The organism is Aurantibacter sp. UH7, assembly GCF_056839165.1.
Genome location: NZ_CM166388.1, coordinates 1 through 24,121, shown reverse-complemented (window position 1 = coordinate 24,121; position 24,121 = coordinate 1). Strand labels below are relative to the sequence as shown.

The 24,121-nt window shown below is 34.2% G+C and carries 23 protein-coding genes; 4 read left to right on the top strand and 19 right to left on the bottom strand.

Annotation, left to right across the window (positions count from 1 at the left end):
- Positions 1-19 precede the first annotated feature (19 nt).
- The 16 genes from UH7x_RS00115 to UH7x_RS00040 all read right to left on the bottom strand — a co-directional run bounded on the left by UH7x_RS00115 (position 20) and on the right by UH7x_RS00040 (position 18,179).
- Complete coding sequence (locus UH7x_RS00115) at positions 20-859, bottom strand: sugar phosphate isomerase/epimerase family protein (protein WP_482361691.1); 840 nt, start codon at positions 857-859, stop codon at positions 20-22.
- A 23-nt stretch (positions 860-882) separates the two neighbouring features.
- Positions 883-2,346, bottom strand: a complete 1,464-nt coding sequence (locus UH7x_RS00110) for a Gfo/Idh/MocA family protein (protein WP_482361690.1) — start codon at positions 2,344-2,346, stop codon at positions 883-885.
- A gap of 14 nt (positions 2,347-2,360) precedes the next feature.
- Positions 2,361-3,035, bottom strand: a complete 675-nt coding sequence (locus UH7x_RS00105) for a 3-keto-disaccharide hydrolase (RefSeq protein ID WP_482361689.1) — start codon at positions 3,033-3,035, stop codon at positions 2,361-2,363.
- A gap of 10 nt (positions 3,036-3,045) precedes the next feature.
- Entirely contained in the window at positions 3,046-3,834 is a 789-nt protein-coding gene (locus UH7x_RS00100) for a 3-keto-disaccharide hydrolase (RefSeq protein ID WP_482361688.1), read from the bottom strand.
- 24 nt (positions 3,835-3,858) lie between these two features.
- Positions 3,859-5,256: a Gfo/Idh/MocA family protein gene (locus UH7x_RS00095; protein ID WP_482361687.1), complete on the bottom strand. Its 1,398-nt coding sequence runs from the start codon at positions 5,254-5,256 to the stop codon at positions 3,859-3,861.
- A 310-nt stretch (positions 5,257-5,566) separates the two neighbouring features.
- Complete coding sequence (locus tag UH7x_RS00090) at positions 5,567-5,800, bottom strand: DUF6095 family protein (RefSeq protein WP_482361686.1); 234 nt, start codon at positions 5,798-5,800, stop codon at positions 5,567-5,569.
- A 65-nt stretch (positions 5,801-5,865) separates the two neighbouring features.
- Entirely contained in the window at positions 5,866-6,714 is an 849-nt protein-coding gene (locus UH7x_RS00085) for a DUF4249 domain-containing protein (protein ID WP_482361685.1), read from the bottom strand.
- A 3-nt stretch (positions 6,715-6,717) separates the two neighbouring features.
- Positions 6,718-9,117: a TonB-dependent receptor gene (locus tag UH7x_RS00080; protein WP_482361684.1), complete on the bottom strand. Its 2,400-nt coding sequence runs from the start codon at positions 9,115-9,117 to the stop codon at positions 6,718-6,720.
- A gap of 124 nt (positions 9,118-9,241) precedes the next feature.
- Positions 9,242-11,461 carry an NADP-dependent isocitrate dehydrogenase gene (locus UH7x_RS00075; protein ID WP_482361683.1) on the bottom strand — a complete coding sequence of 740 codons (2,220 nt, stop codon included), beginning with the start codon at positions 11,459-11,461 and terminating at the stop codon, positions 9,242-9,244.
- Positions 11,462-12,175: 714 nt separating this feature from the next.
- Positions 12,176-12,526, bottom strand: coding sequence for a 50S ribosomal protein L19 (rplS, locus tag UH7x_RS00070; protein WP_482361682.1), 351 nt, complete (start codon positions 12,524-12,526; stop codon positions 12,176-12,178).
- A 144-nt stretch (positions 12,527-12,670) separates the two neighbouring features.
- Positions 12,671-13,345: a tRNA (guanosine(37)-N1)-methyltransferase TrmD gene (trmD, locus tag UH7x_RS00065; protein ID WP_482361681.1), complete on the bottom strand. Its 675-nt coding sequence runs from the start codon at positions 13,343-13,345 to the stop codon at positions 12,671-12,673.
- An 8-nt stretch (positions 13,346-13,353) separates the two neighbouring features.
- On the bottom strand, positions 13,354-13,950 hold the full coding sequence (locus UH7x_RS00060) for a GNAT family N-acetyltransferase (RefSeq protein WP_482361680.1): 597 nt from the start codon (positions 13,948-13,950) through the stop codon (positions 13,354-13,356).
- Positions 13,951-13,975: 25 nt separating this feature from the next.
- Positions 13,976-14,419, bottom strand: a complete 444-nt coding sequence (locus UH7x_RS00055; RefSeq protein WP_482361679.1) for a GNAT family N-acetyltransferase — start codon at positions 14,417-14,419, stop codon at positions 13,976-13,978.
- A 34-nt stretch (positions 14,420-14,453) separates the two neighbouring features.
- Complete coding sequence (locus UH7x_RS00050) at positions 14,454-15,074, bottom strand: tRNA (guanine-N1)-methyltransferase (RefSeq protein WP_482361678.1); 621 nt, start codon at positions 15,072-15,074, stop codon at positions 14,454-14,456.
- Between the two features lie 132 nt (positions 15,075-15,206).
- Entirely contained in the window at positions 15,207-16,655 is a 1,449-nt protein-coding gene (locus UH7x_RS00045) for a glyceraldehyde-3-phosphate dehydrogenase (RefSeq protein WP_482361677.1), read from the bottom strand.
- A 123-nt stretch (positions 16,656-16,778) separates the two neighbouring features.
- Entirely contained in the window at positions 16,779-18,179 is a 1,401-nt protein-coding gene (locus UH7x_RS00040; protein ID WP_482363635.1) for a S1C family serine protease, read from the bottom strand.
- A 133-nt stretch (positions 18,180-18,312) separates the two neighbouring features.
- Between UH7x_RS00040 and dapF the strand changes: the two genes are divergently transcribed.
- From dapF to UH7x_RS00020, 4 genes are all read left to right on the top strand, one after another.
- The gene (gene dapF / locus UH7x_RS00035; RefSeq protein WP_482361676.1) at positions 18,313-19,089 is read left to right on the top strand and encodes a diaminopimelate epimerase; all 777 of its coding nucleotides are present in this window, start codon (positions 18,313-18,315) and stop codon (positions 19,087-19,089) included.
- Entirely contained in the window at positions 19,083-19,607 is a 525-nt protein-coding gene (locus UH7x_RS00030; RefSeq protein ID WP_482363634.1) for a GNAT family N-acetyltransferase, read from the top strand. The genes dapF and UH7x_RS00030 overlap by 7 nt, the downstream gene beginning before the upstream one ends.
- Complete coding sequence (gene mltG, locus UH7x_RS00025) at positions 19,607-20,650, top strand: endolytic transglycosylase MltG (RefSeq protein WP_482361675.1); 1,044 nt, start codon at positions 19,607-19,609, stop codon at positions 20,648-20,650. The genes UH7x_RS00030 and mltG overlap by 1 nt, the downstream gene beginning before the upstream one ends.
- A gap of 143 nt (positions 20,651-20,793) precedes the next feature.
- Positions 20,794-21,435: a hypothetical protein gene (locus UH7x_RS00020; RefSeq protein ID WP_482361674.1), complete on the top strand. Its 642-nt coding sequence runs from the start codon at positions 20,794-20,796 to the stop codon at positions 21,433-21,435.
- 64 nt (positions 21,436-21,499) lie between these two features.
- Here UH7x_RS00020 and UH7x_RS00015 read toward each other — a convergent pair whose 3' ends face one another.
- From UH7x_RS00015 to dnaA, 3 genes are read right to left on the bottom strand one after another with little or no spacing between them, the layout of a single operon-like run.
- Entirely contained in the window at positions 21,500-22,222 is a 723-nt protein-coding gene (locus UH7x_RS00015; RefSeq protein ID WP_482361673.1) for an SAM-dependent methyltransferase, read from the bottom strand.
- A gap of 13 nt (positions 22,223-22,235) precedes the next feature.
- The gene (locus UH7x_RS00010) at positions 22,236-22,670 is read right to left on the bottom strand and encodes a low molecular weight protein-tyrosine-phosphatase (RefSeq protein WP_482363633.1); all 435 of its coding nucleotides are present in this window, start codon (positions 22,668-22,670) and stop codon (positions 22,236-22,238) included.
- Between the two features lie 26 nt (positions 22,671-22,696).
- Positions 22,697-24,121: a chromosomal replication initiator protein DnaA gene (gene dnaA, locus UH7x_RS00005; protein WP_153754978.1), complete on the bottom strand. Its 1,425-nt coding sequence runs from the start codon at positions 24,119-24,121 to the stop codon at positions 22,697-22,699.

Genomic DNA, 24,121 nt, shown 5'->3' with positions numbered 1-24,121 from the left:
GGGTATGTATTTTGTGAAATTAAATCATATCTAAAACGGCGCGTACGTAACCTATAGATTCGGCTAGGCCAAATTTAGCATGGTCACCATCTTTTTCATATTCTACGCCAACAATTCCAGTATACTTGATTTCTTTCAAAGCTTTAAGTATATTTGGAATATCCATCTTACCACGACCAATTTCTACTGGTTTACCTTCTGGTATTTGCTCATTAATATCCTTAAGGTGCACATCTAGCAGTCGATCTTGATATTTTTTCACTTCGGCTGCCGGATCAAGATTTAATCTGAAAGTATGACCTAAATCCATGCAAAGTCCAATTCTAGAGTCAAGATTTTTTATCTTATCATAAACACTTTTTGGAGATGGGAAAATTTCATCTTCAGGACCATGGTTATGTATGGCTAGCTTAATATCGGTTTCCTTTACCTTTTTCTCAATTTGCGGTAATAACTCATGTGTTGTAACCCCAATAATCATTTTAAGACCAGCTGCCTTGGCATAATTGAAATGTTTCTCAATATCCTCTGGCGTTTTCATGTAGATAACTCCACCACCATAAAGATTAAGTCCTCGAGCTTTGACCTTATCGGCAATAAATTTTAATTCCACTGGAGTAGATTCATAAGGTAAATGGAAACTTTTAAAAGCTACATCTTTAATATTTAGGCCTTGAGAAATGTCAATTACCTCATCTAAGCTGTATTTACGTAATGTATAGGATGCAAGACCAATGTTTAATTGATGATCTGTTACGTACTTGCTTTTATTTTTAGATAATACAGTAAATGAGGAAGTCCCTGCTGCAACGGTTCCTAGTGCAATACTTCGTATAAAATTCTTTCTAGATACACTCATGATTATTTTTTTACTGTTTTAAATTAAAAGTCTCTGTATTCTCCTTCTAAATACTGATTGGCTTCACTTTCAGAAAATTGAGCTGAAGCACTATCCCAATGCAATGTTTTATTCGGAAAACGACCCGCAATTACACCTAATAATATTGTCTCAGTTAATCTTGATGCGTAAGAAAAAGGAGCGGTAGTTTCGCCGTTTCCTAAACATGCATCAACAAACTGATGGTAGTGTTTTGGTCCCTCAGAATTATAATTACGAACGATTTCACCAATATTATTAGCTTTACTAACAGCTTCTATTTCAGCAGTAATATCAACATATTTTCCATCGACAATTTTAGTAGGTAACTGCATAAAGTGTGGTAACAATAAACGCCCTTTTTCTCCAATAAACATTGCGCCTTGATCCGGAAGTTTACCTGCACCTGCTACTTTAGCGTCAAGTGAGATTTTATCTTTTACAGACTCTTTTTTCTTTTTCTTCGATTTTTTACCCTTTTTCGATGTATCAGTAGCTCCTGGTAATACTAAGTCAGGATGTTCATTCGGTGCACCCGGTCCATCATACCATATCCATTTTAAGGTTTCGGTAGTATATTGTGTAGCTGGAAATTCGTAGGTTACGACATTGTTTTCTGGATATCCGAAACCATTGCTCGCTCTACATTCATTTTTTATGGTTCTCGGAACATCCAATTCAAGTGCGTTGTACGGCGTGTCAAAAATATGAACTCCCATATCACCAAGTGTACCGCAACCATAGTCCATTAATTTTCTCCAATTACCTGGGTGATATACATCTTTTTTGTATGGTCTTTTAGCTGATGTTCCTAACCAAAGATTCCAATCTAAAGTATCTGGAATTGGATCTTGACCTTCAGGCTCTGGTCCATCATAACCCCAACTTTTTGGAGACCATGCATGTACTGTATGGACTTTACCAATAATACCAGATTGTATAAGTAAAGTGGCTAGTTTATAATCATAAAAAGAATGGACTTGAATACCCATTTGAGTTACCAAGTTTTTCTCAGCTGCAAGTTTTTTCATCGCTCGAGCTTCTGAAACATAATGCGTTAAAGGTTTTTGGCAATAAACAGGTTTATTTAAATTCATAGCCATCATCGAAGCCGGTGCATGAGTATGATCCGGAGTGGAAACAATTACAGCATCTATTTCATCTTCCATTTCTTTAAGCATTACTCTATAATCAGCGTAGGTTTTTGCATTTGGATGTAATTTTTTGGCGGCGGCTAGATTATTCGCATCCACATCGCAAAGTACTGTAACATCTACTTTGGCGTGAGAAGAAATAGCTTCTAAATCAGCATTACCCATATTACCAACACCAATATGTGCAGTTCTTAATCGATCATGGGGACCAGCATTTTTCATAATAAACGATGGAGCCAAGGCAATTGCCATACCCGCTAGACCACTTTTCTTTAAAAATTCTCTTCGGTCCTTGTTTTGTATGTTCTTCTTCATATTGTTTGGTAATTTTATTTATTTGAAGTTAATTCTTTAATCTTTATGTTCTTAAATCGTACGACATCACCATGACCTAAAAAACCTATGCGGCCACTTGACTTTTTTAAACCAGGATGCTCTTTATGATCCAGTGTGCCGTTTTTCCCTGCTTCTTTATAATCACCATCAACTATAGTAGTGCCATTTAGAACAATTTTTATTTTTGAGCCATTAACTGTTACTTCTTGATGATTCCATTCACCCACTGGTTTTAAAAAACCTCGTTTTGCAGGAATTACGCCATACACCGATCCGTGGTATTGATATGTTTCAAGTTCCGCATATTTGGCCGCAGTATCGTCAAGAATTTGTAGTTCCATAGCATCATAAGCGGCGTGATCATTTGGTGCCATGTGAATACCTAATCCATTGTTTGCTCCTGGAGTTAGTTGGAATTCGAATTGAAAGATATAATTATCGAATTCTTTTTCAGTATATAAGTTGCCACCACTACTATCACCATTGGGGTCAATAACAATTAGTCCGTTTTCAACTTTATATGATTCTTTATTGCCTTCCCAGCCTTCTAAGTTTTTGCCATTAAATAGGGAAGTGAAATTTGAATCCTGTTTTTGCGCAATACAGGATATAGTCAAAACTAATTGTAGACAGGCTAGAATTAGAAATCTAAAATATTTTATTTTCATGTTGTCCTAACTATAATTTTTTAATCTTAATATTTTTAAACCAAATAGGGCTCGCATGATCTTGTAGACCTATGAATCCAGTTTTATATTTACCATAGTCTGGAGAATTTTTCCATTTATCAGAGTTTTTCTTCTCTGTCCATGCTTCATCCCAAGGAACAAAAGAAAACAACATTTTACCGTTTAACCAATGCTCTACTTTTTCAGGTGTAAATACAATTTTTGAGGAATTCCATTCTCCAACAGGGTGTAATATCTTTTCAGCTGGAGCTGGATGCATAGCATAATCAGCACCTGTAGATTGTAATGGTTTTAATTCTTCTGGTTTATCTGTGTATCCTAAGCTAGTATTGTATTCCGTTAAATCATGAATACGTGCATAGTTTTTATCATCGATTAATTGATATTCCGGTGAAATTTCAGGAGGCCCAGTATGCCCTTCTTTAAGATGATAGAAAATTCCACTGTTACCACCTTCAGGCAATTTCCATTCTAAATAAAGCTCGAAATTTTCAAATTCCTCAGCTGCATAAATAATGTCCTTACCACCTTCATAATCTTGTTCTAAACCTAATTCTGTTTTAAAAGTTAAAGTGCTGTCTTCTATAACCCAACCTGGAGGTAATGTTTTTCCGTTATAACCTCGCCAGCCTTCTGTTGTAGTTCCATCAAAAAGGTAAATCCAATCATCTGATTTTACTTTTGCGTCAACTATTTCTTTTGATTTTTCGGCTTTCTTTTCTTCTTTACAAGCAAACAGTACTAATGCAATTGTAATTATAGCAAGTATTTTTTTCATTCGTTGTTTTTAAATTTAAAGTAATTAGCTAATTATATCTAAAGGATTCGTGCTTTTCCAATTTCCTCTTGTGAAATCTGGAAATTCTTGTGGCATTCCACCATTTTCAACAGAAGCAATACTTAACGGTGTAACTGCACTCCAGAAAGCTCCTTCATAAACATTTTGGTCTAACGGAAGTCCTTTTTGTAAGCACTCTACAATTCGGTACATCATAATACCATCCATACCGCCATGGCCACTACCTTTTGCAGCTTCATTTAGTCTTTTGTAAAGTGGATGGTCATATTTTTCGTAAACTGCTGCTAATTTATCTCCTTCAACCCATTCGTGATGGTCTTTAGTTATGCCTAAAACTCCACCTTCTAATGCAACTCTATTAGGAAAACCAGCAAGTATGCCTTTTGTACCTTGTATTAAATTGTGTCTAGAATATGGTCTAGGACTAGTTTCATCCCATTGAATCATTACAGTTTTACCAAAATGTGTTTTTAAAATTGAAGTATTTAAATCACCTCCTTTAAATTCCATTTTATTCCACTTGTTATCTGGACTCATTTCATTCTGTTCATATAACTTTCTTCCTCGAGAAGGTGAGGAGTAAGAAATAAGACTTTTGAAACTGTCATCTTTACGACCCAGATTCATATATTGTGCTACTGGACCTAAACCGTGAGTTGGATATAAATTACCATTGTTATGTGCAATTTGTGGTGTTCTCCAAGATCCCGTACCACGCTCTTGTTCAGTCATCTGCCAACGTAATTCATGAATATAAGCCGCTTCACCATGCAGTATTTCACCAATAACGCCTTGTCTGCACATATTTAAGTACATCAATTCTTCACGATTGTAGTTTACATTTTCCATCATCATACAATGCTTACCTGTGGCTTCAGATGTATCAACAATGTCCCACATCTCTTTAATAGTTAATGCCATAGGTACTTCTGTAAAAGCATGAGCACCTTTTTTCATAGCCTCTATAACCATTGGTGCATGATTGCCCCAGTTCGTAATTACGAATACTACATCAGGTTTTACCTCATCTAGCATTGTGCGCCATTTATTTTCTTCGCCGTAGTATAGTTGTATATCTTGATGTTGTTTTCCTTTGCCTATTTCCTTGGCTTTGGCACCCCATTTTTTTGCGTTGTCTTCATATAAATCACAAATTGCAACAATTTCTGTTCCTTCAAGTCCTGCGAAAAACTGTAAATGAGCTGGACCTCTACTACCAACACCTATGAAAGCAGCTCTCACTTTTTCTAATTTCGGAGCAGCAAAATCACCCATATACTTATGCATAAAAGGTCGTTCTGTATACGAAATAGCACTAGTACCAATGTTCGGTGCAATTGTTATTGCCGCACCAGCTAGTGATGTTTTTCTAATAAAATTTCTTCTGTCTAATTTGCTCATTGGTGTAATTTTAAATTATTATAATATATAAATTGGCAATAATGATTTGTTTAAATTAAAGGAAAAGAATAATTATATTCTGTTCTTGCAAATGGAATATTTGTTCAGGATTTTCTATTTTAAAGGAAGATGTTTCGATCTTTTATTTAATTAATTTAATCAGGTTTGTATTAATATAAATTTCATTTTAGTACTACGAAAAAACCTAACCAAATAATATATTATAGGTAAAATACTACTAAATTATTTAAGGTCTTTTTCGCATCCCCTAATTTAATAAATAGAAGCGGAAATGGCATTGTATGGGCTGCTAATTTTGTTTTTTTCTACCGAAAAGGGCATCCATCATTATCTTTATACTATAGAAGCCACCAGCGACAGCACCTATGGCCAATAATCCTCCTATTATAAGAACAGGCCAAAAGAAAGAATGATCTTGATTTTTAAATGCAGATGATATAATTACTGGTGCCGTAAACATTAATGCTATGGTTATGCCTGCAATTCTTAAACCTTTAACTAGAAGGGACTTATCGGTTTTCATATCCTAATACTTACAAAGAGTCAAATTTATAATTTTTTTTAAGTTTCTAGTAAGGCTTAAAAGTATTATTCTAGGGTAATTGTTTTTTTATATTCTTGGGAAACTGCGAAATAACCCAAAGCAAAATTTGACTCTTGGTTATCTATCTCGGTATCTATACCATTGGTAATATTTATAATATTACCACGTACAGTTGCGGCAGGCGTTTGAAACGGACCTTGATCTCCGCCAGCTTGCACAATTATTTGGTTCATATAATTATAAAATTGTTCATCTACGCCAAGTATGCTCACCTCTAAATTATATCCCGATTTTAGACCATCTTCATAAAAATAAGAGAACTCAAATTTTTGACCTTTATAAAATGTATCCTCCGAAACTAAATATTCATTAAATGAAAAATCGAAAAGATAAAAATCTGTACGGTTTGGTGCATCTGTAAGACTAAGTACTATTTCTGTTTCTTCTCCTGTAAATAAGGTTTGGTCGCCTTCTCTTAATGTCTCAATCGGTACAGTTGGTACGTAACTTGTTTCTGCATAGTAACTTTCATTATTATACTCAATTAATAGTTCTAGACGACCTGTTGTGAAAAATTCAGTTTCTTTTGAACCTGAATATTCACCGAGGCTAGTTTTATTAAGTATTAATATGTTTTGATTAAGCTCATCTGCTGGAAAGTCTATATTTCGAATGGTAATTAAATCTACATCGGTAGGTTCCGTTTGTTCAAAAAATGAACTGGTTAATGAAACATTTATTACTGCGGTTGTTATCTGGTAAGTCTCATCTATACGTATTAAGGCGTCTACAGATAATCGAGGTGGTTCTGTGGGCGGGTCAATAGTAATTACATCTTGGCAGCTTTCAAAGAATAATGCAAGACATATAAATATAGGTGTCAATTTTTTCATAATCTAGAAATTGAAATTATAGGTTACGGCTGGTACAACGCCAAAAATTGAAGTTCGAACAGCTTCGTTTATGCCTGTATCTTGATTTCTGCTAAAATTTATTGAGGCTGCGTTTCTACGATTGTATACATTATAAATGCTAAAAACCCACTCTGCTTTCCAATTTCTATTTTTATTTTTTCTCGGAGTTAAAGTAGCTGATACATCCATTCGGTTATAATCGGGTAGTCGTTCACTATTACGTAAACCGTAATATGGCACAGCTAAGCCTTGAAAGTTAAATTGACCGATAGGGTAGTTCGTGGGCTGACCAGTTTGGTATACAAAGGTTGAATTAAACGTCCATTTATCGTTAAGTTCATAACTGCCAAAAAGGGAAATATCATGAGTTTTATCAAAAGGGGTGTTATACCAATTTCCATAATTAATACCTGTTTCAAGTTCCGACCTTTGAATAGCTGCAGTTGATGTTCTACCTGGTGTTTGTTGTTCAGATTTTGAAAGTGTATAGGCTAACCATCCTTGAAATTTACCTTCGTTTTTCCGCAGTAATAATTCAAGACCGTAAGCTCTAGCCTTTCCATTTAGAATAACTTGTTCAATAGCATCATTGGCAATTAAGTTTGCTCCGTCTATATAGTCTATTCTATTTTGAATGTCTTTATAAAAAACCTCGGTTTCTATAGAATAATCTCCGTTTTGCAAACTTTGAAAATATCCCAAGGCATATTGGTCAAGTAATTGTGGTTTGGTAAAGGGGCCACTAGGTGTCCAAACATCTAATGGAGTAGGGGAGCTTGTGTTTGAAATTAGGTGAAGGTACTGTGCCAAACGTGTGTAGCTAGCTTTAATTGATGTATTGTCGTTAAGAATATAAGAGGCTGATAAGCGAGGTTCGAAATTATTGAAAGTAGCTAAGCTGCTTTTTCTACCTGGATTATCGGTGGCAATGGGTGTAGCTTCACTATAGACTAAGGTCTGTGGGTCGAAAGTAATAGGATTATTATTCTCGTATATATTTATTTCTTCTTGACCTAGACGTATGAAATTACTGAAACGCAAACCATATTCTAAACTTAAATTTTCAGTGATATCATGCTCTATATCAATGTATGCAGCAAATTCATTCGCATATTTTTGAATGAGCTGTTCCTCAACAATTCCAGAATCAGTATTGCTTGGCTCAATTTTACCTGGATTAAATTGATAATATATATTATTGATGCCATAGTTTATTTGAAGCTTATCACTACTATAATGTTTTAAATCATACTTAATATTGAAGTTTTGAATGCCTGAATTCCAATTAAATCCAACGAAATCTAATTTTAAACCATAATAGTAATCAGAGTAGATTAATGATAAATTTGAAAACAATTTATCAGAAAATAAGTGGTTCCATCTAAAATTACCGACAGCATTTCCGTAAGTGTTTACAAAACTCTCGGAGATACTAAATACATCTCTTCCGAAATAACCAGAAAGGAAAATGCTATTATTCTCATTAATATTATAGCTTAACTTGGTATTTAAATCATAGAAATAAGCAGAGTTATCTACATCAAAGAGTGGTAAAAATAAATGTGCATACGAACCTCTACCGCCTACTAAAAAAGCAGCTTTGTTCTTTTCTATTGGCCCTTCAATTAATAGCCGGCTGGCTACAGCGCCAATTCCGCCATTAACTTTAATCTGTTTGCTATTTCCTTCTTTCTGAAAAATATCTAAAACCGAAGAAACTCTACCGCCATATCTTGCAGGAATGCCACCTTTATATAGTTTAATGTCCTTTATAGCATCAGGATTAAATACCGAAAAGAATCCGAATAAGTGCGAAGAATTAAAAATAGTGGCTTCATCTAAAAGAATTAGATTTTGATCTGCCGAGCCTCCACGTACATTAAAGCCAGAAGAACCTTCACCGGCATTGGTAACACCAGGCAACAATAAAATTGCCTTAATTACATCGGCTTCACCTAAAATAACAGGTATTTTCTTTATGGTTTCAACTTTTAACGAGTTAACACTCATTTGGGGTTTATGAATATCAAGTTTTTCAATATTCTCGGTTACGACAACTTCAGCAAGAGCTTCTGCAGATTCTACCATCTGAAAATTTAATTTTCTATTTTCAGATAAAGTTATTTCTTCTATTATCTCTTGAAAACCTAGATAGCTAACGCTTAACTTGTACGTGCCTTCAGGCAAAGTAATGGAGTAAAAACCATATTCGTTTGTAGTTACCCCTGTAGATAATTCAGGAATAACAATGGTTACACCAATAAGCGTTTCGTTACTTGAAGCCTCTGAAATTGTGCCACTTAAAGTAAATTTCTGCTGACCATAAGTTATTATAGAGAAAAGAAAAATAAAAAAGGAAGCGAACAGGGGCAATCGTTTCATATGGGAAGCAATTTTATATAAAACTAATGATTATATATTCCATGTGGAAAAATGATAATAATTAAAACCAAAAAGACCTTCATCTTAACGATGAAGGTCTTTAGTATAACTTAATAAGATTTAATTATATATTACTTAAAATAGAATTAAATGTAGCACTTGGTCTCATTGCAGATGAGCGCAAGCTATCAGAAGGTTTATAGTACCCATCTATATTTTGCTCTTTACCTTGAGCATCAATTAATTCCGCAACAATTTTATCTTCATTAGCTTTTAATGCTTCGGCTACCTTCGAAAAAGTTTTCTTTAGATCAGCATCCTCATTCTGGCTAGCTATTGCTTCAGCCCAATACATTGCTAAATAAAAATGACTTCCTCTAGTATCTAACTCATTTACCTTTCTTGATGGAGATTTATCATTTAGTAGAAACTTTTCGGTTCCTGCATCTAATGCTTCACCTAAAATGCGTGCCTTTTTATTATCAAATTTCTCACCATAGAAGTCCAAAGCAACACCAAGTGCTAAAAATTCTCCTAGAGAATCCCAACGTAAATGTCCTTCTTCTAAAAATTGCTGAACATGTTTTGGAGCTGAACCACCAGCACCAGTTTCAAAAAGTCCGCCACCATTCATTAAAGGAACAATAGATAACATTTTGGCACTTGTTCCAACTTCAAGAATTGGGAAAAGATCTGTAAGGTAATCTCTTAAAACATTACCAGATACAGATATGGTGTCTTTACCATCTTTAAGTCGGGCTAGTGTGAAATAAGTCGCATCAATAGGTGAAAGAATACGAATATCCAGTCCACTGGTATCATGCTGCGGCAAGTATTTGTTTACTTTTTTAATTAATTCTGCATCGTGAGCACGATTTTCATCCAACCAAAAAACGGCTGGCGTTTCAGATGCCCTAGCTCTTGTGACCGCTAATTTTATCCAATCTTCTATTGGAGCGTCTTTTACTTGACACATTCTCCAGATATCACCTTCTTCAACTTCATGAGAAAGTAATACTTTACCCGAGTTTTTATCAATAACATTTACCGTACCTGCCGTAGAAATTTCAAACGTTTTATCGTGTGAACCATATTCCTCAGCTTTTTGAGCCATTAGCCCAACATTTGGTACAGTACCCATTGTTGTTGGGTCAAAAGCACCATGTTCTTTACAGAATTCTATGGTGGCAATGTAAATGCCAGCATAACTACTATCTGGAATTACTGCTTTAGTGTCTTGTGCTTTTCCGGCAGCATTCCACATTTGACCAGAATTTCTAATCATTGCCGGCATTGATGCGTCAATAATTATATCACTTGGAACATGCAAATTGGTAATACCTTTATCAGAGTTTACCATCGCTAAATCCGGACCATTTTCTATAGCTGCGGCTATATCTGCTTTAATTTCACTCTTTTTATCAGCAGGAAGGCTCTCAAGTTTAGTGAGAAGTGTTTCCAATCCATTATTTGAATTAATGCCTAAAGATTCAAAAGTATCGCTATGTTTTTTAAAGACATCAGCAAAATAAACTTCTACAGCATGACCGAAAATGATAGGGTCTGAAACCTTCATCATGGTTGCTTTCATATGTAATGAGAACAATACGCCTTTTTCTGCAGCGTCTTTAACTTGCTCTTGTAAAAAGGCTATTAAAGCTTTTTTACTCAATACTGTTGCGTCTATTATTTCTCCATCAAGCAATTTAAGGCTGTCTTTCAACACCTGTTTGCTACCATCTTTGGCGTCTAAAATTATTTCAATTTCAGTTGCAGTTGGTATGGTAATAGATTTTTCGTTTGCTTGAAAATCGCCAGCCCCCATTGTTGAAACATGAGTTTTAGAATCTGGACTCCAGGCGCCCATTGAATGTGGATTCTTTTTGGCGTAGTTTTTTACCGCTTTAGGAGCTCGTCGGTCAGAATTACCTTCGCGTAATACTGGATTTACTGCACTTCCTTTTATTTTATCGTACCTAAGTTTGATTTCTTTTTCATCATCATTTTTAGGCTCATCGGGATAATTAGGAACTGCATATCCTTTTTGCTGAAGTTCTTCAATGGCCTCCTTCAATTGTGGTATAGAAGCGCTAATATTAGGAAGTTTAATTATAGTTGCATCTGCTGTTTTGGCAGCGGCACCTAAAACAGCTAAGTCATCCCTTTGTTTTTGGTCTTCTTTTAGAAAATCATTAAAAGTGGCAATAATTCTACCAGCCAAAGAAATATCTTTTGTTTCAACTTCTATTCCAGAAGATTTAGTAAAGGCTTTAACTATTGGTAGAAAAGATTGAGTCGCCAAAGCTGGTGCCTCGTCGGTCTGAGTGTATAAAATTTTTGGCATTCGTAAATGAAGTTTTGTTTTAAGCGGAGCAAATATACGATTTTAAATGTGCAGAAAACACCTATAGATGTCAATATCAAACACTTTTATATTAAAATGTAAGATTGGTAATTCAATACCAGTTTTTGTGTCATTTTAATAACAGTGGCTATCAAATAGAAAACCCAAAACATTGTAATAATACATTGTTTTGGGTTTTTTTGAGATAGTTGGTAAACATTCTTTTCCGTATTCATACGAAAGGCAACCAATGATTGCATTTACCGAACTATGTCAACGTTTAAAATACAAAAGTTCTTAATTATAGAACCAAGCAACTTAAATGCATTTCTTCTTGTAATCTTTATACCTTAATATTTTATATCCAAACAAGTTTGAATGCAAACTATTACTGTATTCATATCAATTGTCAAAAAGCCACAGCTTTCAGAATCAATACTCATTTCATTTTTAATTGATACTAATATCTATTAATTACTGAAATTAGAAAACAATATAAAGAACGTAAACTTTATAGTGATTTTCCAACAAACCATCGACAGGCTTGTTTTTCAATCACATTTAAATGTAGTAAATATCTCTCGTTTCACCAAGATATTTAACAAATTAATAATCAACAGGTTATGAACTATAGTAATTAACAATTGTTGAAAACTGAAAAATCCTGTTACACAATTGCGCAACAGGATTTGTATTATAGTTTCGGTGTAGTTATTAAGACCGTACTTCTTTAATTCTTGCTTTCTTACCAGTAAGACCTCTGAAGTAGAAAATACGAGCTCTACGTACTTTACCTTTCTTATTAATTTCTACTTTTTGTAATGCAGGCATATTTACTGGGAAGATACGTTCAACCCCAACAGTACCAGACATTTTGCGAATAGTGAAAGTTTCAGTAGCTCCTGAGCCACGTCTTTGTATAACAGTACCTTTAAAGAACTGCGTACGTTTTTTATCACCTTCTTTAATTTCGTAATAAACAGTGATAGTATCACCAGCTGAAAACTCTGCAAATTCCTTTTTAGAAACAAACTCGTCTTCTACAAATTTTATTAATGAATCCATTGCTTTAATTTAGGATTATATCTTAGCCAACATACACGTATTTCGTCAGAGGTTGGTTAATGAGGATGCAAAAATAGTTCTAAAATTAGAAACTACAAGAAATAAATGAGGAATTTTCTTTATATCTAATATAGCTAGGCCTAGTTACTTTAATAAATCTGGTCTAATTTCCTCAGTTCGTTTTTGAGCTTGTTCTTCTCGCCAAGCTTCTATTTTTGGAAAATTACCACTTAATAATACATCTGGAACCGCCATTCCCTTGTATTTAGCAGGTCGAGTATATACAGGTGGAGCTAATAAATCATCTTGAAAAGTATCTGTTAATGCAGATGTTTCATTGCTTAAAACTCCTGGTATTAAGCGTATTACAGCATCTGCTAAAATAGCAGCTCCTAATTCACCGCCTGATAAAACATAATCGCCTACTGAAATTTCTTTGGTTATGAAAGCGTCTCGAACACGATGATCAACTCCCTTGTAATGTCCACAGAGAATTATAATATTATCTAATAATGAAATACTATTGGCCATTTTCTGATTTAATGTCTCACCATCTGGGGTCATATAAATTACTTCATCATATGATCGTTCTGACTTTAATTGAGTAATGCATTTATCGATTGGCTCAATCATTAATACCATACCGGCTCCACCACCAAATTGATAGTCGTCAACCTGATTATAGCTTTTGTCGGTATAATCACGCAAATTGTGAAAATGGACTTCCACCAAACCTTTGTCAATCGACCTTTTTAAAATTGAGGCTTCAAACGGACTCTTGAGTAATTCTGGTAGTACTGTTATTATATCGATTCGCATTTGTCTATTTACTTGTATTTGTCGATTTCATATTTCAAAGACTTTTCAATAACTGGCCACTCCATATTAATAATTGAAAACACTACAGTATCTCGCAATATTCCTTTAGCATCAACTCTATGGTTTCTTAGTACACCATCTTGTTTCGCGCCAATTCTTAAAATTGCATTTCTAGATTTATAATTAAACCAGTTTGTTCTGAATTCGACAGCAATACAATTCAAATTTTCAAAAGCATGTTTAAGTAATAGGTATTTACATTCGGTATTTATTCCGGTTCGTTGCGAACTTGCAGCGTACCATGTAGAACCGATTTCTAGCCTTCTATTTTGAGGATCTACATTCATGAAACGAGTGGTGCCGATAACTGTATTCGTTTTTAAATCAACTACCACAAATGGAAGTGCAATATTATTCGCTCTTTGCGAGAGTGCTATATCAATAAAAGAATCGATATCCTTTTCAGAAGGCACCCATGTATACCATAAGTTCCACAATTCGCCGTCACAAGCAGCGGCTAACAACGCTTCTTTGTGTGAGGCCTTTAGTGGTTCAAGTTTAACTAGATCTCCAATTAATTCTACTTCTTTTAGCCAAGCGTTCATTTAGATTACCTTAAAAAGTCTATAATTATTTAGCTGACCAAAAGTAGTGAAAATAGCCGGAGTCTTTTGTCCAACCTAATTTTTCGTAGAGGTGTTGTGCAGGGTTATCAAAAGCTGTTTCTAATGCTAATCCTTTATAATTATTTGCGAGACATATTTTTTTAGCCTCATTCAAAAGTGATTCTCCAATTCCTTTTTTTCGAAATTCTTCATCAACATATAAATCGTTAAGAATGTATGTAGGTTGTAAAGAAACTGAGGAATACGTTGTGTACAATTGCGTAAAGCCCACCGCTTTGTTGTCTATTGTAGCTATTAGTACCACCGACTGATTATTTGATATTCTTTCAAAAAGAAATTGTTTTGCTGCTGCTATATTAGTTTCTTGATTGTAGAACACACGGTAGGCATCAAATAATAATGCCACCTCTTTTAAATTGGTAATATTTGCTTTTGAAACTGTAACCATGTGTTATAAAAAAAGCTCCTAACGGAGCTTTGAATTATTTTGTTTTCTTGTATTTATTTATTTCGTCTTGCAGCTGCCTGCTTATTTTTTGCTCTCGTTCTAATGCACGGCGTCTATGGTCTTCATATTCAGTTTCTAATTCCGATAAATTGGTTTTAGCTTCTTGAGTAAGAATATTGCTATTTCTGAATTTATACATGAAGAATAACATGAAACCTAATAAACCAGCTATAATAGACCACAAAATTGTATTGTAAGTTATTTTGGAAACAAGAATACCTAAGAACGACATTGAATCCTTTTCTTCGGTTACTGCGGAAAGGTTTGTAGTTGTCTCTTCCAATTTCTTGTTTAGCGATTCTATAGTAGATTCATGCCCAGAGATTGTAGCTTGCAACGCTGCTGCATTTGTATACTGTGCTTTTAAAGTGTCATTTACGTTTTTTCGTAATTTGTCCAAATTTAAAGAACGAACAGCCTCGTAACGTGCACCATTTACACCCTTAAAGTTGCCCGACTTTTTAACAATATATTCAAATTGACTATCAACAGTTCCTTTGTCTAAAGATAAATTATCGTCTTCAGAGTCCTGCGCATATTGTAGGTTAAACGCGCATAATACTACTATTAAAGTAAAAATTTTATCACCTTTCATTTCGAAAATAGGTCTTAAATATTAATTATCTTGATTTAGAGAACGACTAAAGTAATTGAATAATATCAATTAAGAAAAAAAATTGATAATTAGCTTAGTTTAAACTCTTTAAACTTTGCGAAGTATACCTTATTAATAATAGGTGTATCTTCTAACTTTGGCAATATATTTGGCCAAACGAATAACCTGATGCGAATATCCATATTCATTATCATACCATATATATAGAATTATGTTTTTTCCGTTTTTTGTAACAATTGTTGCTTTGCTATCATAAATTGATGGTGCCGATGTGCCAACAATATCTGAAGAAACCATTTCTTTGCTTAACGAATATTTAATTTGTTCTACTAAATCTCCTTCTAGCGCATATTTCTTTAAAATAGTATTTATACTTGAAAGTGATGTTTCGTTTTTAATTTCTAGATTCAAAATTGCTAATGAACCATTTGGTACGGGCACGCGAATAGCATTGGATGTTAATTTGCCTTTAAGTGCAGGTAGGGCTTTAGCAACTGCTTCACCGGCTCCCGTTTCCGTAATAACCATATTTAATGCTGCAGCACGTCCTCTTCTGTATTTACCATGCATATTGTCAACAAGGTTTTGGTCATTGGTATAGGCGTGTATAGTTTCGAGATGTCCTTTGATAATACCTAAAGAATCGTCTACAACTTTTAGAATAGGAGTGATGGCATTAGTTGTACAGGAGGCGGCTGAATAGATTAAGGTTTTATCCGGGTCAAATTCCAAATGGTTTACGCCATGTACTATATTCGGTACCTCTTTCCCTGGAGCGGTTAATAATACTTTTTCAGCACCTTTAGATTTTAAATGTCTTTCTAGTTCGGTCTTTGTTCTGAAAGCACCTGTATTGTCTATTACTAATGCCTTTTGGATGCTGTATTTTGTGTAATCAATTTCTTCAGGTTCATTGGCATTTATAATATGTACGGTAGTGCCATTAATAATAAGTGCTTTTGCTTCGATATCAATATCAACCGTACCCAAGAATTGACCATGTACAGAATCTGTTCGTAAAAGGGCAGCTCTTTTTTCCAAAATATCTGCATTTAAAGTACCTCGAAGTACTATTGCTCTTAATCGTAGTTGATTTCCCTTACCAGTTTTGACCATTAATTCACGTGCCAAAAGTCTACCTATTCTGCCAAAACCATATAGAACTACATCTTTTGGTTCAATATTTTTAGTTTTTTTCGAGTCTTCTAACTTGTTTATTACAAAAGAGGTAACATCCTCGTAATTGTTCTCGTCAGAATGATATTCGTACGTGAGTTTACCTATGTCAAGTTTTGACGGCGGTAGTTTTATATCGTTTATAGCTCTTAATAATTCTACAGAATCAAAAATAGAAATTGGTTTTTGTACAAATTCGCCAGCGTATTCATGAAGATTAATGATGTCGCTTACGTTTTTATCTATAACCTGATTTTTAAAAATGACAATTTCAATAGCTTTGTCATACCAAAGATCGTTGGTTATTTTTATAAATTCTGTGGTTGCTTTTCGCCGATCGGCTTGAAATGCTAATTCTTTTTCGTAAGATTTTACAGAAGCCATGTTGTTAAGTTAGAGGTGAAAGTTGAATGCAAAAATATATATTTCAGAGCGCAGGCTAAAACCTTTGGTAATAAAAAAGGCGCTCTATAAAAGAACGCCTAATAATATTTAATATTTAATCTTTTATTGGAATATTAAACGCTCACGTTCTCCATTCTTATTCAATAAAGTAATACTTGTTCTTCCATATTGTGAAATACCGCCAAACAAATCTCTAGCTTCTTGAATATCGTCAATTTCTTCATCGTCTACAGCAATCATTACCTTGCCTTTAAGACCATAACCTCTGTATGTTTCTGGAACGCCAATAATTAGCACTCCTTTTTCCGTATTATATAATTCCTTAGTTTTTTTATTCAAATTTTTAACTTCAATACCCATATTTGGTAGAAAAGTTCTTTCCCGTTTTTTTAACATTATTGGAGTGGTAATCATTTCGCCATCACGCTCATAGGTGACTTCTACTTCGTCACCTGGTCTTTTTGTAGATAGGTATCCTGTTAAATCAGGATATTTTGTTACTTTTAAATGGTCTATTTTCTTAATGATATCACCAGCTAGTAAACCAGCTTCAGCAGCTCCTGTATCCTCTAGAATTCCATCTATATAAACTCCTTCTATATCTTTTATGCCTTTTTTTATGGCATAAGGTGTATTGATAATTACTGGCACAATACCAATAATTCCTTTTTGAACATTGCCATACTCCATAATATCTTCAACTACTTTTTTAGCGATATTACTAGGTACCGCGAAAGAATACCCTACATAAGATCCAGTTTGTGAGCTTATTGCAGTATTAATGCCAATCAAATCTCCATTAGTGTTTACCAAAGCGCCACCACTATTACCTGGGTTTACAGCTGCGTCGGTCTGAATGAATGATTGATTGTTCTTTCTTTGATCTAAATTTCTAGCTTTAGCACTTACTATACCCGCAGTAACTGTAGAGGTTAGGTTAAATGGGTTGCCCACCGCTAGAACCCATTCACCAATTTTAGTGTTATCAGAATCACCAAATGCCAAATATGGTAATTTAGTATCCGAATCAATTTTGATTAAGGCGATATCCGAATTTGGGTCCGCACCAATTAATTCAGCATCATAGGTCTTATTATTATTTAAGGTAACCTGTAGTTTGCTCGCATTTTTGATTACATGGTTATTGGTTACAATGTATCCATCTGGAGTAATAATTACTCCTGATCCAGTACCAACTTGTGCTCTTTGTGACCCTCCTGAACCATAGAAAAATTCCTGAATACTGCTAGAACCTGTACTTACTGATACATTTTTTACGTGAACAACTGCATGTACAGTCGTTTCTGCTGCTGTAGTAAAATCTACTTCATTAATACCAGACCCCTTTGCAGAAGTAGGTATTAAACTTGTATTGAATGCACTAAACCCATCACTTTCGCTTACAACGGAAATGTTGGGTTGTTCAAAAAATATTTTATAAGCTCCTAATGTAATGGCTCCTGCGCATAGCGAAACCAAAAACATACTTCCAATTTTTTTCATAGTATTTGCAATTATTTCATTTGGTACTACAAATTTACCCATTTTAACGATTTGGTAAATTTGCTTTAACTACTTTTTAACTGCCAAAAAAACCTTAATAAAGTTCTATATCTTTGTATTTCAATTTTATTTCATGCAATTTCAGTTTTATAAATATCAAGGTACAGGCAACGATTTTATCATATTGGATAATAGGTCTGGCGAGTTTCCAAAAGATGATACGAGGTTAGTAGAACGTTTCTGTGATAGAAAGTTTGGTGTAGGTGCAGATGGACTTATACTATTGGAGGATGACGAGGCTACAGATTTTAAAATGGTCTATTATAATGCAGATGGAAATGAAAGTAGCATGTGTGGTAATGGAGGACGTTGTATTGTTGCCTTTGCTAATTTTTTAGGAATTATTGCAAATGAAACTTCTTTTATGGCTACTGATGGTTTGCATCGAGCTGAAATTATAGATGGTCAAGTTAGTTTGCAAATGATTGATGTAAATGAAATTCGACAAAAACCGGAGTATTATTTTTTAAATACTGGATCTCCACATCATGTGCAATTAGTTACAGATGTAGCTTCTTATGATGTATTTTCAGAAGGAAAAAAATTACGTTACGGCCTCTATGGACAAAAAGGGAGCAATATAAATTTTGTGGAACAAAAAGCGGATAACCTTTTTGAGGTTCGTACTTATGAAAGAGGTGTTGAAGATGAAACCCTTGCTTGTGGAACTGGAGTTACCGCAGTAGCTTTGGCAATGCATCAATCAAAAAAACTTATATCTAACCAAGCAACAATTAAAGTTCTTGGTGGAGAATTAGAGGTTCGGTTTGAAGAGGATAATGAGGGGTATAAAAATATTTGGTTAATTGGTCCAGCTGTTCAAGTATTTAATGGTTCTATCGAATTATGATTTTAAAAGGCGACCAAATATATTTACGTGCATTAGAACCTTCGGATCTTGAGTTTTTATACCAGCTCGAAAATAATTCTGAAATTTGGGAAGTTAGTGGCACAATAACACCATACTCAAAACAAGTACTTAAACTTTATTTAGAAAATGCTCATCGCGATATTTATGATGTAAAGCAACTTCGTTTGTGCGTTTGTGAAAATTCAGGAAAACTTATAGGTCTAATAGATTTGTTCGATTTTGATCCAAAAAATCGAAGAGCAGGAATGGGTATTGTTATTTTACAAGATGAAGACCGCAATAAAGGTTCCGGTTCAGAAGCTATTGAATTAATGAGTCAGTATGCATTTGAGGTTTTAAATTTACACCAATTGTTCGCAAATGTGTCAAGTGATAATCAGTCAAGCCTTAAACTTTTTAAAAAAATGGGTTTTGTAGAAGTAGGAGTGAAGAAAGATTGGAATTATTCCAATGATGGTTTTAAAAACGAAATATTATTTCAAAAGATTAATAAATAATGTATATCAAGAAAATTCTGTTGTTTATCGTTTTAGCTGGCCTAGTAGGTGGCGGACTCTTCGCTTATAAAGTGTATGGTGCATTTTTTAACCCGAATACTATATTTGAAAATGAAAAGGCATTTATTTTTATTAAATCTGATGATTCATTTAATGATGTAAAAGAAATGCTTTTACCATTATTGGACGATTTAGATTCTTTTGAACAAGCTGCTGATCGAAAAGGCTACGCTACAAATGTAAAAGCCGGAAAGTATGCTATAAAAAAAGGCATGAACAACAATGAGATTATTGGAGCATTACGTAGTGGTAATATACCAGTTAAAGTTGCCTTTAATAATCAAGAAACATTAGAATTATTAGCAGGTCGCATAGCATCTCAAATAGAAGCAGATAGCATGTCTTTGTTAAAAGCTTTCAATGATGATGAGTTTTTACAGGAGAATGGTTTTGATAAGGGAAATGAAATTGTGCCGTATATACCTAATAGTTATGAGTTCTTTTGGAATACATCTGCTGAAAAATTTAGGGATAGAATGGTAACCGAATATAATAGATTTTGGAATGATGACCGAAAGGCCAAAGCTGAAAAATTAGGATTAACTCCTATGGAGGTTATAGCATTGGCTTCTATTGTACATAAAGAAACAGCTAAGGTAGATGAAAGGCCTCGTGTTGCTGGTTTGTACTTAAATCGATTACGAAAAAAAATGTTGTTACAAGCTGACCCAACGGTTATCTATGCTATAAAACAACATGCTGGGGATTTTAGCCTAGTAATTAAAAGGGTGTTGTATAAAGATTTAGAACTTGATTCTCCTTATAATACTTATAAATATGCAGGTCTTCCTCCAGGACCGATTGCTATGCCAGACATATCGGCAATAGATGCTGTTTTATCATCTGAAAATCACGATTATTTATACATGGTGGCTAATGTTGAAGATTTTGGTTATCATAAATTTGCCAAAAGTTTAGGTCAGCATGGCCGAAATAAGGAGCAGTATATCCGTTGGATAAATGCTCAAAAAATCAATAGATAGGTAAATCAGCCGATTTTTAGCACTTATTAACTAAATTTACCGGATTTTAACAAAGCCTTTAAGTGCGCAGATAATTCGAGGCGTATCTTTGTAGGTTCATAGTTAATCAAGATTTTTAATCTGGTTAACAAAAGTAGGGAACTATGAAAAAGTGGATTAATTGGGTTATTCCTCTGGTAGTAGTATTTGTTTTATTGAGTTATGGATTTACGCCAAAGGAAGTAAAAGTCCCAGAAAAACTAAGGGTAACGGAGCCAACGGCTGTTATGTACCCGAAAGAAGAGGTAGCTAAATACGATATGTTGGTTATAATACCACCATTTTTAGGAACTTCATTTATTGGATTTCGTGAAGCTTTAGCATTTAAAGAATCGCAAGGAAATTACTTCACAACCAATACATTGGGTTATTTAGGTAAATACCAATTTGGTATTGGCACATTACAGTTAATGGGAGTTTACAATGCAACTCGATTTTTAAATGATCCTGAATTGCAAGAAGAGGCTTTCCAAACTAATATTGCTCGTAACAAGTGGATTCTTAGAAAGGATATCGCTCGATTTCAAGGAAAACGAATGGGTGGAGTAGAAGTAACTGAGTCTGGTATTCTAGCGGCGGCACATTTAGCTGGACCAGGAAATGTAAAAAAGTATTTACGTTCGTATGGTGCTCTAGATTTTGAAGATAGTTATGGTACAAACATGAAACATTACATGCGTAAGTTTTCTGGGTATGATGTTTCACATGTTTCGCCTGTGAGAAATCCGAAAGTACCGAAAAAATAGTTTAGATTAATATTTAAGTTTATTCAAATTCCCTGATTGTACTGCCATGTAATCAGGGAATTTTTTATGCGTGAATAATAAATATTGCGGGTCTTTTATGAAGTTCCCATTTAGTATGTTTCCAATCTGAGACTGTTTTTGTAGCAATTTGTTCGGTTGGCAAAGTGATGTCGCAGGCTATACATATTTTGGTGCTTGGTGCTAAAGACTTTATTAGCTCTTGTAGTAACTTGTCATTCCGATAGGGTGTTTCTATGAATATTTGTGACTGATGCATTTCTTTAGAATTTCGTTCTAAAGTTTTAATCGCTTTTTTACGATCCGAATTTTCAATGGGTAAATACCCATTGAATGCAAAATTCTGTCCATTAAATCCGCTGGCCATCATTGCTAATAATATAGATGATGGACCAACCATGGGTACGACCTTTATATTTTTTTCATGAGCAATTTTTACAACATCGGCACCTGGATCAGCAATTCCTGGACAGCCTGCATCTGAAATTATGCCTACATCATAACCGTCTAAACAAGGTTTTAAAAAAGTAGGAATGGCTGCTGGCTCTGTAAATTTATTGAGAGTTTCAATATTTAATTTGGCTTGTGATTTTCGGGGACTAATTTTTTTTATAAACCTTCTTGCAGACTTTTCATTCTCAACTATATAATAGTCTATGGCTTCTATCGCTCCTTTTATCGAAATAGGCAGTACTTCTAGGGGTTCGTTATCGCCTAAAACACTAGGTATTAAATATAAACTGCCTGGGTAATCTTTTGGTTTAGCCATGTATTTAATTCAGTTAATTTAAACCACTAGCGATTTTAGTGCATGCTTCATCAATCATATGAAAAACATTTTTAAAACCATCATTTTGGCCGTAATAAGGATCAGGTACTTCTACCGGTCCATAATCTAATACATCTAAAAGTAATTTCACCTTCTGTACATCAGCTTCAGAATTTGCAATGCTTATAATGTTCTGATAGTTACTATTATCCATTACATAAATAACATCAAAATCCTGAAAATCAGTTGGAGAAAATTTACGACAACGTTGGTGGGTAATATCTATCCCATTTTTGTGGGCGATTTCAATAGAACGGCTATCAGGTTTTGAACCTATATGATAGCCGCCAGTTCCTGCAGAATCAACAAATACTTTTTCCGAATTCACCTTATTTTTTAAGATGCCTTCAGCTAAAGGTGACCTGCATATATTTCCTAAACACACCATTAATATGTTAGTGCGAGTCAAAATAATTATGTTAGTTTTTTAGTAAGGTCTTCAATATATTTTCTGAATTGCTTATCAGTTTCAGCAAGGTTGTCTACAGTTTTACATGCATGCAATACCGTTGCGTGATCGCGTTTTCCTATTTGCGAACCGATACTTGCTAAAGATGCCTTAGTATATTTTTTTGCGAAAAACATTGCAAGTTGCCTCGCTTGTACAATATGTCTTTTTCTAGTTTTCGATTGCAAAGTAGCTACATCCATTTCAAAATAATCAGAAACTACTTTCTGTATATAATCTATTGAAACCTCTCGCTTAGTATTTTTAACAAATTTCTCGACCACTTGTTGAGCAAGTTCTATAGTAACTTCTTTTTTGTTAAAAGACGATTGTGCTATTAATGATATAATAGCGCCTTCAAGTTCTCTAATATTAGATTTTATATGTTTCGCTACATATTCAATTATGTCGTCTGGCATTTCAACACCGTCGCGATATAATTTATTCTTAAGAATAGAAATTCTCGTTTCGTAATCGGGCGTTTGCAATTCTGCAGATAAGCCCCATTTAAATCTAGATAATAAACGTTGCTCAATATCTTGCATGTCAACAGGCGCTTTATCAGAAGTTAAAATAACCTGCTTGCCATTTTGGTGCAAATGATTGAAGATATGGAAAAACACATCTTGTGTTCCCGACTTGCCTGATAAAAATTGAACATCATCAATAATTAACACATCAATTAATTGATAAAAATGTATAAAATCATTTCGTGTATTCTTTTTAACAGACTCTATATATTGTTGTGTAAATTTCTCAGCTGAAATATAAAGAACTGTACGTTCAGGATATTTATCTTTTATCTCAACACCAATAGCATGAGCTAAATGTGTTTTGCCTAAACCGACTCCTCCAAAAACTAATAAGGGATTGAAAGACGTTCCTCCAGGTTTATTGGCTACAGCCATACCTGCCGAACGAGCTAATCGGTTTGAATCACCTTCTAAAAAATTATCGAAGTTGTAATTCGGATTTAGCTGTGATTCAATTTTTATATTACGAATTCCTGGAATCACAAATGGATTCTTAAGTTCAGGATTTTTAGATTTTATTGGCACATCCATTTCTTGCGGGCTCATTGTTGCCCTATTTGAACTTGGAATTTTTTCAGTGAATGGTTCTCGATTCCCATAGGTGTTTTCCATCTTTATGATGTAAACTAATTTAGCGGTTTCACCCAACTCTTTAGTTAAGGCTACTTTTAAAAGCTTCACATAATGCTCCTCAAGCCACTCGTAAAAAAATTTACTTGGTACTTGAATACTTAAAGCATTTTCTGAAAGCTTGACCGGCTTAATAGGTTCGAACCATGTCTTGAATGCTTGCGGCTGAATGTTATCTTGGATAAACACCAAACAATTGTTCCATACCGAAATTGCAGTTACACTCAT

Bases quoted from the DNA above. Each gene is read 5' to 3' on its own strand.
- UH7x_RS00040 (WP_482363635.1), bottom strand. From the start codon at position 18,179: ATGAAAAAAATTGGAAGTATGTTTTTGGTTTCGCTATGCGCAGGAGCC.
- UH7x_RS00045 (WP_482361677.1), bottom strand. From the start codon at position 16,655: ATGGCTTCTGTAAAATCTTACGAAAAAGAATTAGCATTTCAAGCCGAT.
- UH7x_RS00095 (WP_482361687.1), bottom strand. From the start codon at position 5,256: ATGAGCAAATTAGACAGAAGAAATTTTATTAGAAAAACATCACTAGCT.
- mltG (WP_482361675.1), top strand. From the start codon at position 19,607: ATGTATATCAAGAAAATTCTGTTGTTTATCGTTTTAGCTGGCCTAGTA.
- UH7x_RS00115 (WP_482361691.1), bottom strand. From the start codon at position 859: ATGAGTGTATCTAGAAAGAATTTTATACGAAGTATTGCACTAGGAACC.
- UH7x_RS00085 (WP_482361685.1), bottom strand. From the start codon at position 6,714: ATGAAAAAATTGACACCTATATTTATATGTCTTGCATTATTCTTTGAA.
- UH7x_RS00050 (WP_482361678.1), bottom strand. From the start codon at position 15,074: ATGAAAGGTGATAAAATTTTTACTTTAATAGTAGTATTATGCGCGTTT.
- UH7x_RS00060 (WP_482361680.1), bottom strand. From the start codon at position 13,950: ATGAACGCTTGGCTAAAAGAAGTAGAATTAATTGGAGATCTAGTTAAA.
- UH7x_RS00010 (WP_482363633.1), bottom strand. From the start codon at position 22,670: ATGGTGTGTTTAGGAAATATATGCAGGTCACCTTTAGCTGAAGGCATC.
- rplS (WP_482361682.1), bottom strand. From the start codon at position 12,526: ATGGATTCATTAATAAAATTTGTAGAAGACGAGTTTGTTTCTAAAAAG.
- trmD (WP_482361681.1), bottom strand. From the start codon at position 13,345: ATGCGAATCGATATAATAACAGTACTACCAGAATTACTCAAGAGTCCG.
- UH7x_RS00055 (WP_482361679.1), bottom strand. From the start codon at position 14,419: ATGGTTACAGTTTCAAAAGCAAATATTACCAATTTAAAAGAGGTGGCA.
- dnaA (WP_153754978.1), bottom strand. From the start codon at position 24,121: ATGAGTGTAACTGCAATTTCGGTATGGAACAATTGTTTGGTGTTTATC.
- UH7x_RS00075 (WP_482361683.1), bottom strand. From the start codon at position 11,461: ATGCCAAAAATTTTATACACTCAGACCGACGAGGCACCAGCTTTGGCG.
- dapF (WP_482361676.1), top strand. From the start codon at position 18,313: ATGCAATTTCAGTTTTATAAATATCAAGGTACAGGCAACGATTTTATC.
- UH7x_RS00100 (WP_482361688.1), bottom strand. From the start codon at position 3,834: ATGAAAAAAATACTTGCTATAATTACAATTGCATTAGTACTGTTTGCT.
- UH7x_RS00105 (WP_482361689.1), bottom strand. From the start codon at position 3,035: ATGAAAATAAAATATTTTAGATTTCTAATTCTAGCCTGTCTACAATTA.
- UH7x_RS00110 (WP_482361690.1), bottom strand. From the start codon at position 2,346: ATGAAGAAGAACATACAAAACAAGGACCGAAGAGAATTTTTAAAGAAA.
- UH7x_RS00015 (WP_482361673.1), bottom strand. From the start codon at position 22,222: ATGGCTAAACCAAAAGATTACCCAGGCAGTTTATATTTAATACCTAGT.
- UH7x_RS00090 (WP_482361686.1), bottom strand. From the start codon at position 5,800: ATGAAAACCGATAAGTCCCTTCTAGTTAAAGGTTTAAGAATTGCAGGC.
- UH7x_RS00080 (WP_482361684.1), bottom strand. From the start codon at position 9,117: ATGAAACGATTGCCCCTGTTCGCTTCCTTTTTTATTTTTCTTTTCTCT.
- UH7x_RS00020 (WP_482361674.1), top strand. From the start codon at position 20,794: ATGAAAAAGTGGATTAATTGGGTTATTCCTCTGGTAGTAGTATTTGTT.